General features: G+C 31.9%; 11 protein-coding genes. 3 read left to right on the forward strand and 8 right to left on the reverse strand.

Annotation, left to right across the window (positions count from 1 at the left end; translation table 11 throughout):
- Positions 1–12 precede the first annotated feature (12 nt).
- The 4 genes from QWY99_RS09825 to recG all read right to left on the reverse strand — a co-directional run bounded on the left by QWY99_RS09825 (position 13) and on the right by recG (position 8093).
- On the reverse strand, positions 13–1323 hold the full coding sequence (locus tag QWY99_RS09825; protein WP_290265379.1) for a TolC family protein: 1311 nt from the start codon (positions 1321–1323) through the stop codon (positions 13–15).
- Positions 1324–1418: 95 nt separating this feature from the next.
- Positions 1419–4517, reverse strand: a complete 3099-nt coding sequence (locus QWY99_RS09830; RefSeq protein ID WP_290264312.1) for an efflux RND transporter permease subunit — start codon at positions 4515–4517, stop codon at positions 1419–1421.
- A 92-nt stretch (positions 4518–4609) separates the two neighbouring features.
- Positions 4610–5671 carry an efflux RND transporter periplasmic adaptor subunit gene (locus QWY99_RS09835; RefSeq protein ID WP_290264314.1) on the reverse strand — a complete coding sequence of 354 codons (1062 nt, stop codon included), beginning with the start codon at positions 5669–5671 and terminating at the stop codon, positions 4610–4612.
- Positions 5672–5984: 313 nt separating this feature from the next.
- Complete coding sequence (recG, locus tag QWY99_RS09840) at positions 5985–8093, reverse strand: ATP-dependent DNA helicase RecG (RefSeq protein WP_290264317.1); 2109 nt, start codon at positions 8091–8093, stop codon at positions 5985–5987.
- A 240-nt stretch (positions 8094–8333) separates the two neighbouring features.
- Here recG and QWY99_RS09845 point away from each other — a divergent pair, with 240 nt between their 5' ends.
- Both QWY99_RS09845 and QWY99_RS09850 read left to right on the forward strand, forming a co-directional pair.
- Positions 8334–8888 (forward strand): DUF1697 domain-containing protein, encoded by a 555-nt coding sequence (locus QWY99_RS09845; RefSeq protein WP_290264320.1) that lies wholly within the window; start codon positions 8334–8336, stop codon positions 8886–8888.
- Entirely contained in the window at positions 8885–9367 is a 483-nt protein-coding gene (locus tag QWY99_RS09850; protein ID WP_290264322.1) for a DUF4348 domain-containing protein, read from the forward strand. Before QWY99_RS09845 ends, QWY99_RS09850 begins: the two co-directional genes overlap by 4 nt.
- Positions 9368–9369: 2 nt before the next feature.
- Here QWY99_RS09850 and QWY99_RS09855 read toward each other — a convergent pair whose 3' ends face one another.
- From QWY99_RS09855 to QWY99_RS09870, 4 genes are all read right to left on the reverse strand, one after another.
- A complete protein-coding gene (locus QWY99_RS09855; protein ID WP_290264325.1) occupies positions 9370–9663 on the reverse strand; it encodes a peptidase associated/transthyretin-like domain-containing protein in 294 nt (97 codons plus the stop codon).
- 107 nt (positions 9664–9770) lie between these two features.
- On the reverse strand, positions 9771–10472 hold the full coding sequence (locus tag QWY99_RS09860) for an aspartyl/asparaginyl beta-hydroxylase domain-containing protein (RefSeq protein WP_290264327.1): 702 nt from the start codon (positions 10470–10472) through the stop codon (positions 9771–9773).
- 3 nt (positions 10473–10475) lie between these two features.
- Positions 10476–10982: a hypothetical protein gene (locus tag QWY99_RS09865; RefSeq protein WP_290264328.1), complete on the reverse strand. Its 507-nt coding sequence runs from the start codon at positions 10980–10982 to the stop codon at positions 10476–10478.
- 40 nt (positions 10983–11022) lie between these two features.
- The gene (locus QWY99_RS09870) at positions 11023–11751 is read right to left on the reverse strand and encodes a Dph6-related ATP pyrophosphatase (protein ID WP_290264330.1); all 729 of its coding nucleotides are present in this window, start codon (positions 11749–11751) and stop codon (positions 11023–11025) included.
- A 104-nt stretch (positions 11752–11855) separates the two neighbouring features.
- Here QWY99_RS09870 and QWY99_RS09875 point away from each other — a divergent pair, with 104 nt between their 5' ends.
- Positions 11856–13919: a M1 family metallopeptidase gene (locus QWY99_RS09875; protein ID WP_290264333.1), complete on the forward strand. Its 2064-nt coding sequence runs from the start codon at positions 11856–11858 to the stop codon at positions 13917–13919.
- Positions 13920–13958 lie beyond the last annotated feature (39 nt).

Raw genomic sequence — 13958 nt, forward strand, 5'->3', positions numbered from 1 at the left:
AGCAAATTTAAACTAAAAACTAATATTTCCAGCTAATTCTTTTAAAGCGATTTCAGATAGCTTAGCTTCAAATTGCGCATTACTGTAACGAACTTTAGCATTCACATAATTAAGCTGAGCCGTTCTAAACTCAAGAGTTGTAATAGTTCCAATTCGAAATTTATCTAAAGTAATACCTAAGTTTTGTTTCGCAATTGCTTCATTATTTTCTTCTAAATTAATTAACTCTAAATTGGTCAAATAAGTTTGATAAGAAGTTGCTAATTGTGTGCTTAAAATTTGATTTTGTTGCTCCAAAGCAAATTTAGTATTATCGATTTGTAGCTTAGAAATTTTTTCATTTCTATGTTGAGCAAAACCATCAAACAAATTTAAAGAAGCACTAAAACCATAATTTAGTCCTCTACCAGTAGATTGACTTGTAAAACCTAAACTAGAATGATTCTCAGAAAAATTATATCCAGTATTCAATTTAACAGTAGGGTAACGGTTTCCTTTTACTTGTTTGAGTTGCAATTCGGCAATTCTAATATTTATGATTTGAGATTGTAATTGCGGATTTTGTTTCAAAGCTAATTCCTGTAAACTATCTAAAATCAAACTATTATCTAAGGCAACTTGATCCATAACTTTAAAATCGATTTTAGAATCTCTTGCTAGAATCTGATTCAGTAAAATCTTTGTATTTGCATATAATTCCTTTTGTCTCAACAAAGAAACTTGATCCGTATTTAAATCGACTTGTGCATTTAAAACCTCTAATTTGGAAGCCTTCCCAATAGAAAACCTATTTTGTGCCAAAGTCAATCTTTGCTTTGAAATTACAATAGTTGTATCTAAAGCAGCTAATTGTTGTTGTTGTTGAACCAAATCATAATAAGTAGAATTAACCTGTCCCACTTTTACTAAAATAGTACGTCGTAATTCAGTATCACCTAATTTCTGAAGTTCTTTAAGTTGATCCAATTGAGCAAACATTCGCATACCGTCAAAGATGGTCCAATCTAATCCAACACCATAATTAAGGCTATTGTTTTTTGCATTACTTAATGAAGTAGTAGTACCATCTTGTCGAACCTGTGAACTATTCTGAATGCTATTATTATCCACAACAGTTGCAGTAACTTTAGGTAACATACCTGCATTTCCTATCGCTGCATTAGTCTCATTAATTTTTAAATTATTTGAGGCTATTTTTATTTCAAAATTGTTATCTAATGCGATTTTCACTGCATTTTCTATAGTAAGAACTTCTTGAGCATTGCTTGAAGCAATAAAAAAGAGGAACATAACTAAGCTTTTAAATAGAGTTTTAGTGTACATCATTTTTTATATTTATTACCACGAATCTGCAAATTAATTTATCATTTAAAAGCGATTCGTGGTTCCTATTTTTATTTAAAATAAGTTTATTGAGATTATTTACTACTTTCTTTTTCATATTCTTCGATATGATCAAACTCAGGATAATGCTTACGGGCTTTAGACCACATTAAATACATCGCTGGAATCACAAATAAAGTAAGAACTAAAGAAAAAATAGTACCTCCAACAATAACAACTCCCATTCCGATACGGCTCGTAGAAGCAGCACCAAGTGACATTGCAATTGGTAAAGCACCTAATGCAATTGCCAAACTCGTCATTAAAATTGGTCTAAGTCGAGCTTCTGAGGCTTCTAAAATAGCTTCTAACTTTGGTTTGCCTTGTTCTCGTAATTGATTCGCAAATTCAACAATTAAAATACCATTCTTGGTAACCAAACCAATCAGCATCACGGTTCCAATCTGACTAAAGATATTCCATGTTTGATTAAATAACCATAATGAAAATAATGCTCCTGCAACTGCCATCGGAACTGTCAAAATAATAATAAGAGGATCAATGAAACTCTCAAACTGAGCCGATAATATCAAGAATATCAACAATAAAGCCAATCCAAATGCAAATGAGGTATTCGAGCTACTTTCAACAAAATCGCGTGATTCACCACCTAAATCTGTAGTAAAAGAATCATCCAAAACTTTGGCTTTTATTTCGTTCATAGCATCAATTCCGTCGCTGATACTTTTACCAGGAGCTAAACCAGCAGAAACTGTAGCCGACATATATCTGTTGTTGTGATACAATTGCGGTGGATTACTTTGTTCCTCAATTGTAACCACATTGTCCATTTGTATTAATTGTCCTTTTTTATTTTTTACAAACATCGAAGTTAAATCCAATGGTTTAGAACGGTCTTTTTGATCAAACTGCCCAATTACTTGGTATTGTTTACCGTTTTTAATAAAATAACCAAAACGTTGTCCGCTTAAAGAAAGTTGCAATGTCTGTGCAATATCAATAATAGAAATACCTAAACTCTCCGCTTTCTCACGATCGATACTTACATTAATTTCAGGCTTATTAAATTTCAAGTTTACATCTGTTACCGAAAAAGTATCATTTTTATTGGCTTCATCCATAAACAAAGGAATCTTTTCTTCTAATTTCTGAAAATTAGGAGCTTGAATAATATATTGAATAGGCAATCCTCCACGACGGTTTACTGCAATAGTAGGTTGCTCTGTTACTGAGGTTTTTGCTTCAGAATATCTTTTGGTCCATTGGGTTAGTTTTTCAGCAATTTCTCTTTGAGAACGGGTTCTTTCATTTGGCTCTTTAAGCGCAATTCTAACTCTACCGCTATTTACAGATGAAGATCCAAATCCTGGAGAAGTAATTACTAAACTTACTTTTTTCTCTGGAATCGAGTCATCAATTAACTGTCCAAGTTCTTGCATAAAACGATCTGTATATTCATACGAAGATCCTTCGGGAGTAGTTACACTTAAAACAAGCGCACTTCTATCATCATAAGGAGCGGTTTCTTTAGGTAAAATGCTAAAAAACAAATAAATCAATCCAAAACAGATCGCAATAATAGGAAAGCTTAACCATTTTTTCTTCATGAAACGACCTAATGCTTCAGCATAGCCACTATTTAATTTTTCAAAATAAGGTTCGGTTTTAAGATAGAAGTTTGATTTTTTCTGTTCGCCACCTTTCATCAAATACGCATTTAACATTGGCGTTAACGTTAAAGAAACAAATGCCGAAATTAATACTGCGGCACCAATTACAACACCAAACTCTCGAAACAGTCGTCCTACGAATCCCTCCAGAAAGATTACGGGTAAAAATACCGCGGCCAATGTTACCGAAATAGATATTACAGCAAAGAAAATCTCATTTGATCCTTTGATAGCTGCTTCAATAGGCGACATTCCTTCTTCAACTTTCTTAAAGATATTCTCTGTTACCACAATTCCATCATCAACCACAAGCCCTGTTGCAAGAACAATTGCTAATAATGTCAATACGTTAATCGAAAATCCAAAAAGCCACATAATAAAAAATGTTGCTATTAAGGAAACAGGAATATCAATTAAAGGTCTAAATGCAATTGCCCAATCTCTAAAAAATAAAAAGATGATTAAGATAACCAGAACAATAGAAATCATTAAGGTTTCTGCAACTTCTAAAACTGATTTCTTAACAAATAGAGTACTATCAATTGCTATATCAAGTTTAATATCTTTAGGAAGATCTTTTTTTAATGCATCGTATCTTTTATAGAACTCTTTAGAAATATCTAAGTAATTAGCACCTGGCATAGGCACAATCGCAAGACCAATCATAGGAAGTCCAGACTGGCTTAATTTCGTTTCTGTGTTTTCAGGCCCTAATTCAGCTCTTCCAACATCACTTAAACGAACAATTTTCTCTCCTTCTGAGCGAATAATAATATTATTGAATTCTTCTGCTTTAGACAAGTTACCAACCGTTTTCACTGTTAGCTCCGTATTATTCCCTGTTAATTTCCCAGAAGGCAATTCAACATTCTGCGCATTTAAGGCACTACGAACTTCAGATACCGTGCATCCGTAAGCTGCCAATTTTACAGGATCAATCCATAAACGCATCGCATAACGCTTTTGACCCCAAATTTGAACTCCACTAACTCCTGGAATAGTTTCTAATCGCTGCGAAATAACATTCTCAGCATAATCACTTAATTCCAGCGCACTTCGTGTATCACTTTGAACCGTCATCGAAATTATCGATTCTCCATTGGCATCAGCCTTAGAAACGACCGGGGGTGCATCTATATCTTGTGGTAAGCTTCGAACAGCTTGTGATACTTTATCACGAACATCGTTTGCTGCTTCTTCAAGGTTTTTATCAAGATTAAACTCAATGGTAATGTTACTACTTCCTTGAACACTCGATGATGTTATATTTCTAATTCCATCAATGGCATTAATTGCTTTTTCAAGCGGTTCGGTAATTTGAGATTCTATAATATCCGAATTTGCTCCTGTATAATTTGTACGTACAGAAACTTGTGCTGGATCTATAGATGGAAACTCTCTTACTCCTAAAAAACTATATCCTATAAGACCAAACAATACAATTGCAAGATTTAATACAATTGTTAATACGGGTCTCCTTATACTTGTAGTTGATAAACTCATTATTTTTAATTATAAATGGGGAAATGAATTATGTTTTTAAATTAAATACGATTTAGCAAAAGTGCCAAACCTTATAATTTCAAATTCATAACTTATAATTTAACTTTTACTTTAATCGGATTATCATTTTTCAATGACATAACACCACTTGTTATAACAGTATCTCCCTTTTTTAAACCCGAAAGGATTAAAATAGAAGCATCAGTTCTTGTAGCTGTTTCTACCATTACTTCTTTGGCTTTGCCAAAATTTGAGATAAACACTTTTTTACCGTTTTGTACTGGCACAATAGCTTCTGTAGGTACTACAATTGCATCTTTAATAATGTCTAATGGTAATTTTACATCAGCAAAAGTTCCAGGAAACAATTTACCATCCTTGTTTTCTGCAATAGCTCTAATTTGAAGCGTTCTTGTTTCAACAGCAACTTCAGGCTCAATAGCATAAATTTTTGCAGTATATAACGTATTTGACCCCGAAACTGTGAAGGTAATAATTGAATTCTCTCTTACTTGACTTGCATATTTCTCTGGAATCGAGAATGTAACTTTTAATTTACTTGTATTTACCAATTTAGCAACCAAAACTGTTGGCGTAATATAAGTACCTGGAGAAATAGAACGTAATCCAATTTTCCCAGAAAATGGAGCTTTTACGGATGTTTTAGCAATTTGTGCACGAATTAATTGACTTTGTGCTTGCGCAGAAGCATAATCAGCTTTGGCAACATCATATTCTTCTTGGCTAATGGCTTCTTTTTGTAAAAGTAACTTAGCTCTTCGTGCATTTTCAGCCGCTAGACTTTCTTTGGTAGTTGCTTGTTTTAATTGTGCTTTTAATTCTAAATCATTTACTTTAAAAAGAACTTGACCTTTAGACACGTTACTACCTTCATTGAAATAAATACCTTCAACAATTCCAGAAACTTCGCTTCTGATTTCTACTTGCTCATTTGCTTCAATAGATCCTGATAGCGATAAATTATTATCAAAAGTTTGAGTATCTACTACAACTCCCGAAACTGTAATTGGATTGTTTTTGTTATTCTGACCTTTAGATTCGTCATTCTTATTTTTATTGGATACAATTCGGTAGGCAATAAATCCTCCAATTCCGATTATTAGCAAGGCATAAACAAGGTTCTTTATTTTCATAATATTGTTGGTAAAACTATAATTAATAGATTTTGGTTTTTAAGTGAACTCACAAATTTAGGTTATTGAAATTAAAAAGTAGGAATCCATTTTTTAATTTAACACTTGTACATACAAATATTAATAGTATAGACAAGATTAATAAACAAAGGTTTAATCTGAAAAAGCAAAAAAATGGTTTAAAATTTTAAACAGTTTATTTTTAGATAATTAAAATCTAAAAAACTTTTTAATGAAAGACATTATAAGAGCAAACAACCTCAAAATAACATCACAAAGCAACGATTTAAAGAAATTCGGAAGCTTTTGGTAGTTAACTAATATAATTCCAGATGTTCTTTTTCTTAGTTAACTCTATAAAAATCGCCTTCAATATTGCATTTTCTGGCTTTTGCAGTGGCGCATCTTCTTTCAAAATCATCAAGGCATAATTCCTTGCAAGAGACAATATATCACGGTCACGAACAATATCGGCTATTTGTAGATTAAGTACTCCGCTTTGTTGCGTTCCCATTAAATCACCGGGACCACGAAGCTTTAAGTCAACTTCTGCAATTTCAAAACCGTCATTAGTCTGAACCATTGTTTCCATACGAGTTTTACTATCAGAGCTTAATTTATGTGAAGTCATTAATATGCAATAACTCTGCTCAGCACCACGACCAACACGACCACGTAATTGATGCAATTGCGATAAACCAAATCGTTCGGCACTTTCTATAATCATTACACTTGCATTTGGCACATTTACACCAACCTCAATAACTGTTGTAGCAACCATTATATTGGTTTTTCCTTCCGAGAAACGTTTCATTTCTGAATCTTTATCTGCGGGTTTCATTTTTCCATGAAGAATTGAAATAGAATATTTAGGCAAGGGGAAATCACGCGAAATACTCTCGTAACCATCCATTAAATCTTTGAAATCCATCTTTTCAGACTCTTGAATTAATGGATATACAATATAAATCTGTCTTCCTAAAGCTATTTCATCACGCAAAAATTTCCAAACCTTTAGACGGTTACTATCATAACGATGAACGGTTTGAATAGGTTTACGCCCTGGAGGCAATTCGTCAATTACAGAAATATCCAAATCTCCATATAAACTCATTGCTAAAGTTCTTGGAATAGGAGTGGCGGTCATAACTAATACATGTGGCGGAATTTCGTTCTTTTTCCATAATTTAGAACGTTGCTCAACACCAAAACGATGCTGCTCATCTATTACAGCTAATCCTAAATTTTTAAATTTAACTTTATCCTCCAGCAATGCATGTGTACCTATTATAATATGCAAACTACCATTTTCCAGTTCTTCATGAATAATTCTTCTAGCGGCAATTCTAGTAGAACCAGTTAGTAATTTTACATTGATATTTAAGGTTGCTGCTAGTTCTGATAATCCTACAAAATGTTGATTAGCTAAGATTTCCGTTGGAGCCATTAAACATGCCTGAAAACCATTATCCATTGCCAATAACATACTCATAAAGGCAACAATTGTTTTTCCAGACCCCACATCTCCTTGCAATAATCGATTCATTTGGGCATTACTCCCCATGTCAACACGAATTTCCTTAATTACCCTTTTTTGAGCATTGGTAAGTTGAAAAGGCAAGTGATTCTGATAAAAGACATTAAAATACTCACCCACAGTTGTAAACGGATGCCCTTTAATTTTATGCTTACTAATCAAGTTTTTAGTAATCAGTTGCAACTGAATAAAAAATAACTCTTCAAACTTTAATCGGTATTGGGCTTTCGCCAAAGCATCAGTGCTTTTTGGAAAATGTATATTGAACAAAGCAGTTCTTTTAGGAATCAGCTTCAATTCGTTTGTTAGATAATCAGGTAGTGTTTCTGTAAACAAGGTTTGTGTTTCCAGAAATAGTTGTTGCATGAGTTTATTAATTACTCGATTAGAAATACCTCGATTTGTCAAGGTTTCTGTTGAAGGATAAACAGGTTGCATAGCCGAACGCAAACTTTGCTGATGCTCAGCCATTAATTCAATTTCGGGATGCGACATACTAAACTGACTGCCGTACAAACTGCATTTTCCAAAAATAACGCAAACTTCATTGAGTTTTAAGCTTTCACGAATCCATTTATGCCCTTGAAACCAATTTAAATCAATTTGACCTGTGTCATCAACAAAAGTAGCTACCAAACGTTTTTTGTTCTTAGCAAACTCAACTGTTTTTATATTGATGATTTTACCAATAATCTGAACTTCAGAACCGGTATTTTGTAATTCATTAATCTTATAATATCGAGTTCTGTCTATGTATCGATTCGGAAAAAAATTAACCAAATCCATGTATTTATGAATTCCCAATTCCTTACGTAGTAATTCGCCCCGATTGGGACCAACGCCTTTTAAATATTCGATAGGAGTTTGAAGGATATTATTAGACATTTTTTTTGATTGCTCGATTATTAGATTATTAGAATTTTAGACTACTTAAATTTAAATTTCAATTAGATTATTTTGGACTTACAACCCTTTTAATCTATAACTTTTCAATTATTGAATCTTTTAAGTTCTATTTAATCTTTCAATAGTTATAAAAAGCGAAGATAGATTTTAATTAGGAAATTTAAAAATTGACTTGTTAGACTTTGAATATTTATATCTTTGAAAAATAAAATAAACACAATGACAACTCATCTCGCATTACTACGTGGTATCAATGTTTCTGGACATAACATGATAAAAATGGAAGCTTTAAAGGCTACTTTAGAAAATATAGGCTTTAAAAATGTGCAGACCTATATTCAATCCGGTAATGTTTTTGTAGACACTGATGAAGAAAATGCTTCAAAAGTTGGCTTTTTAATCAAACAAGAAATATTTAAAGTATTTGGACATGAAGTGCCAATTGTAGTTATTAACAAAGAAGACTTAGAAGCTTGTTTTAAGAACAATCCTTTTTTAAAAGAAAAAGATGCTGACATTAAAAAATTATATGTCGCTTTTGTCTCGATTGCACTACGAAGCGAAAGTATAAATGATTTAAAAATTAGTCAATTCAAACCCGACGAAGCAAGTATTGATGGTAATAGAATATTTATTAAATATGCTGTTGGAGCAGGAAAAACAAGATTTGACCAAAAATATATTGAGAAAAAATTAAACGTAACAGCAACAATCAGAAATTGGAATACGGTAACTCAATTATTAAAAATATACGAAGAAAGGGAAGAAGCATGAAAATAATTTTAAAAGCATCTTTTTTAATTACATTACTACTTCAGTTAAGTTGTAATAAAACTGCAGTACCTCAAGATAATCCTATTTTGAAAAATGAGCATAAAGAGAATATTACAATTGAAGAAAAGAAGCCTAATGCAGTAACTGATACATACACACAGGAAGACTTCAATGATTTCTTTAGATTATTCAATAAAGACTCTGATTTTCAGTCTAGTAGAATTAAATTTCCGCTAAAAGTAAAAATTAATAATGATGATTTTGAACTAGTTGATTACGTAATTCATAAAAAAGAATACAGTACTATAAACTTGGTAAAAAAACCAGAAGAAAGAGATTATAAGCAGCAAATAATCCTTAAAAAAGATACGGTTGTAATTGAACAACGTGGTATCAATAATGGGATTTTTATAGATTATTATTTTAAAAGAGTAAATGGAAAATGGCAACTTGCAACTTGGGTTGATGTTTCAACTTAGAATCAATTTGAAGCTGGAATAACTATTTTTTTTAAATAAATAGTATCCATATTATGAATAGCACCCTTTCTCATTCCGCCACCAAAGGGATTATGTAAATTTATATATTCCCTCTGATACCCTTCTTTATAAACAGCCTCATTAACGATTAGTGGTGGGGCTTCATACCCAACAAAAGTAAACTGGCGATATCTCTTTTCTTTTAAATTAAAATAACCAGCTCCATTAGTTGAAGTTTCCCCAACATTACAATTTTCAATAGGAACTTTAGTGCTTTCATCAAAGATATAACCCATAATTCGAGGTCTTTGACATCTGCTCACCCAACAACTTTGAAATAGAAAACCAATACTAATTATGAAAATTAATACCCCGTATTTTTTTAAATTAAATATATTCACTTTTATGTATTGATTCCTTCTAAATTTTTAATCATTTCATTCGCCATTGGTGTATTCATACGGCGCAATTCAGCAATCATAAGTTGTTTTTGATCTTCAGGTATTACTGGAATTGGTTTGATGAATTGATCCTGAGGTGCTTCTTTATAAAACATAGCATCAGTCCACTCGTTTCTAATTCCATCAATTACGAGATGAATACGATCATTAACACCTCTATTTGCAACCGAATGAATAAAATTAGCATCTATATACCAACATTCACCCTCATTCATAATTAAGCGAGTACCATCTAAAATAAACTCAACTTCACTATTTGTTATTATTGGAATATGTAATCGAAAACAATTGTCTTCATATCCCAAGCAGTTATCACTGTGCGGTTTCACTTCAGCACCTACAGCCAATTGCAACAAACGTACTGCCGTTTTATCAAACAGAAATCCATCTAGAATTTCTTTAAAGTAAGTACAAGAATCCAAAATTTCGGTAGCAACTAACTTCTCGTCTGTATTAGAATAAGCATAAATAGTATCTGACTTTCCGTTTGGAGACATCAAAGCAATCGAATTCCATTTTCCCGAATAACAATCCGTATTATAATGATCGATCCAATTTTCGTTAATGATTTTCTTTAAATCGTTTTGTAATTTTTCTACATCAAAAACAATCGGAAACTTTATAGAGCGTACTAATTTATCCATAATTTAATTTCTTAGCCATTTTATCATTACAGGAAATGCTTCTTTGCCTTCTTTTTCAGCTCGTTCTTTTCCTAAAGTAAGTCCTAACCATTCCAGAAAAGGCAAACCAATATAAACTTCATCATTAAAATTTGAAATTAACCAATCAGAATCATTCTTATATCCGTTAGGATGGAATACATATTCTACTGGCAATTCTAAATATTTCAGAGCTGCAAACGACCAAAGAATCGTACCTATTTCTTCTCCGTCTGTCGGCCAATCACTTGAAATCTTATCTGTACCTACTAATTCCCTGTCAGCAGCTGATGCAACAGCCAAATGCCCTGCTTCATGCAAAATATCTCCGGGATATAATAATTTATCGTAATCAATATAAACACAATTTGGACCTAATGATAAACCTGGCAAAAAAGTATCGCCTAATTCTTTTTCAATAACTTGGATTCCAATTTCACTTAAGAAAAACAAAATCTTCTCTACTTCTAAACTTTTTTCTTCTACAATCATAGGAACAAGTTTTATTGAAATTAAAATTTTACATTTTACGCTATATCAAATCACAATACCAAAATCCATAATCAAAAACATCCGTTGCATTCGAGTCACAAGCGGTATTGCTTGATTCGGTTTTCGGTTTTTCATATTTTCGATGTACAATTTCTCCAATTTCAAATTGAATTGGCTCAGAAAAAATGGGTCCATCAAAGGTAAAGGTATGAAATTCACCGTTTTCTCCACATACATCTACATTATCAGGCAAATCATTAATAAAATCTTGGTCAATTACGCGTCCAACAAAGCTCTTATCAAGAAAACGTTCATTAACACAAACCACAATTGTTTTAAATCCTAATGAAATAAATTCCTGAATAAGATCTTTGGTTGGTATTTTCCATAACGGAAACACGCCTTCAAAACCTATATCAACCAATTTATCTTCACGATATTTACGTAAATCATCCAAAAAAATATCCCCGAAAATAGAATAGGTAACGCCTTGACTTTTTAGCTTAGCTAAAGTTTTAGTCATTACATCTTCATAGGCTTCCATGGTTGGCATTTCAGGAATTTGCATAATTTCTAAAGGTAATCCAATGCTTTTTGCCTGTTGCTCCAATAATTCAACACGAACACCATGCATAGAAACTCGCTGAAACTGCTGGTTTACACTAGTAAGTAAACAACTGATTTCGAATTCGTTTCCTTGTTGTATTTTATATAATGCTAGAGCAGAATCTTTGCCACTGCTCCAATTAAATAGGGCTATTTTTTTCAATGGAATTATTTAAATATTTTCAAAAAGTAAACTTACAAATTTACTTCTATTTGTTCGTTAAACCTTTGTAACTTTGAAAACCTTAGTTCCAAATTAAACAAATAATGAAATACTTCCTTTTTTTCTTTACCATTTTCAGCTTTGCACAACAAACCCAATATGTCGATTTTAAAACCGTTTTAGGAGAAATTAGTATTAATCCGATAGATAGAGCTGTATCAGGAAACGTTACATATGAATTTGAAGTACTTCAATCCATTGACACTATCAAAATAGACGCTCAAAACATGACGTTTACTGATATAAAAATAAATGGAAATATAATTACAGCTAGAAATACAAACAAGCAGTTACAATTGATTTTTCCATTCCAAAAAGGAAAACATACGTTAACTTTTAGCTATGCAACCCAACCTAAACAAGCTTTGTATTTTATAAATGCAGAAAGCAAAGATGATCTTGAAATTTGGACACAAGGCCAGGGAAGATATACCAGTAACTGGTTCCCGAGTTTTGATGATGTCAATGAAAAAGTAGTTTTTAATCTAAATATTACGTTTGACAAAAATTATACAGTAATCTCAAATGGAGTATTGAAGAATAAAATTGAAAATGGAAATACGTTCATTTGGCAATACCGCATGGAAAACCCTATGAGTTCTTACTTGTTAGCACTTGCAATTGGAAAATACGAAGAAAAAAACCTTAAATCTAAATCTCGCATCCCATTAGAATATTACATTGAGAATAATGATATCTCACGTATTGAACCTACTTATCGCTATTCAAAAGAAATCTTTGATTTTCTAGAAAAAGAAATAGGGGTGAAGTACCCTTGGGAAATATACAGGCAAGCTCCAGTACGTGACTTTTTATATGCAGGAATGGAAAACACAACTGCTACTTTATTTTCTACTAGATATGTTGTCGATTCAACAGGCTTTGAAGATAGAAAATATACAAATGTTAATGCGCACGAATTAGCACACCATTGGTTTGGAAATTTAATCACTGCCGAAAGTAGTACGCACCATTGGTTACAAGAAGGATTTGCCACCTATTATGCACTACTTGCTGAAAAAGAAATTTATGGAGAAGACTATTTTTATTCCAAATTATATGATACAGCACAACAACTAAAATTCGCATCGAGAACAGATACAATACCAGTTTTGAATGCTAAAGCAAGTTCACTAACATTTTACGAAAAAGGAGCATGGTCATTATTCGTTTTGCACAATGCGCTAGGTGATAAAGTATTTAAAAAAGTAATAAAAAATTACTTAAAAAAATACGCTTATAAAACGGTGAATACTGAAGATTTTTTTGAGGAAATAAAAAAGCTATCCAATTATGACCTAAAAGAATTCTCTAAAGTATGGCTTGAAACAACTGCTTTTAATACACAACAAGCAAATGAATTACTAAATAAAAACAAATCAATACAAACCCGTTTAGAAGTAGATAAATACAGTAAGAAGACAATTACTGAAAAAGAAGATTTTTTATCAAAAACATTACAATCGGATGTTTATTTTACTGTAAAAAAAGCCATTATAAATCAAATAAAAAATGAAAAATACGAAGCTAAAAAACAGTTGCTTACATTGGCTTTAAACACAAACAATATACAAATTCGACAAGAAGTAGCTGCAACTTTACACAAAATACCTGAAGATTTTAGAATACAATACGAGACATTACTTGATGATAAATCATACCAAACTCAAGAAATAGCGTTATTTTATTTATGGAATAACTTCCCTTCACATCGCAATGAATATCTAAATAAATCAAAAAACTGGATTGGTTTTAACGACTATAATCTAAGAACATTATGGCTTTCACTGGCATTATCAACTCCTGATTACACTACAGAACCACAAGTATTAATAAACGAATTAATAGAATATTCATCACCAAAATACGAAGCAACAACTCGCCAAAATGCTTTAGAAAATTTAATCAATTTTCGTTTGACAAATGATATCGTATTAACTAATCTAGTCAACGCGACAACGCATCATATGTGGCAATTTTCTAAATTCGGAAGAGAAAATATTAGATTACTATTAAAAAATAGCGAAATGCGTAGTTCATTTGAAAGAATTATACCTAATTTGTCCTCGAATGAACAATTTCAATTAAATCGTTTATTAAAAGAGTAAAATTAATAGCGTAGAAAGAAACTTCTCTCTCTCCGCTAA

Source organism: Flavobacterium branchiarum (assembly GCF_030409845.1).
In the GTDB taxonomy this organism is placed as follows: domain Bacteria; phylum Bacteroidota; class Bacteroidia; order Flavobacteriales; family Flavobacteriaceae; genus Flavobacterium; species Flavobacterium branchiarum.

Excerpts from the sequence above, each read along its gene's own strand:
- recG (WP_290264317.1), bottom strand. The coding sequence starts at position 8,093 with ATGTCTAATAATATCCTTCAAACTCCTATCGAATATTTAAAAGGCGTT.
- QWY99_RS09865 (WP_290264328.1), bottom strand. The coding sequence starts at position 10,982 with ATGATTGTAGAAGAAAAAAGTTTAGAAGTAGAGAAGATTTTGTTTTTC.
- QWY99_RS09830 (WP_290264312.1), bottom strand. The coding sequence starts at position 4,517 with ATGAGTTTATCAACTACAAGTATAAGGAGACCCGTATTAACAATTGTA.
- QWY99_RS09845 (WP_290264320.1), top strand. The coding sequence starts at position 8,334 with ATGACAACTCATCTCGCATTACTACGTGGTATCAATGTTTCTGGACAT.
- QWY99_RS09855 (WP_290264325.1), bottom strand. The coding sequence starts at position 9,663 with ATGGGTTATATCTTTGATGAAAGCACTAAAGTTCCTATTGAAAATTGT.
- QWY99_RS09860 (WP_290264327.1), bottom strand. The coding sequence starts at position 10,472 with ATGGATAAATTAGTACGCTCTATAAAGTTTCCGATTGTTTTTGATGTA.
- QWY99_RS09835 (WP_290264314.1), bottom strand. The coding sequence starts at position 5,671 with ATGAAAATAAAGAACCTTGTTTATGCCTTGCTAATAATCGGAATTGGA.
- QWY99_RS09850 (WP_290264322.1), top strand. The coding sequence starts at position 8,885 with ATGAAAATAATTTTAAAAGCATCTTTTTTAATTACATTACTACTTCAG.
- QWY99_RS09825 (WP_290265379.1), bottom strand. The coding sequence starts at position 1,323 with ATGTACACTAAAACTCTATTTAAAAGCTTAGTTATGTTCCTCTTTTTT.
- QWY99_RS09875 (WP_290264333.1), top strand. The coding sequence starts at position 11,856 with ATGAAATACTTCCTTTTTTTCTTTACCATTTTCAGCTTTGCACAACAA.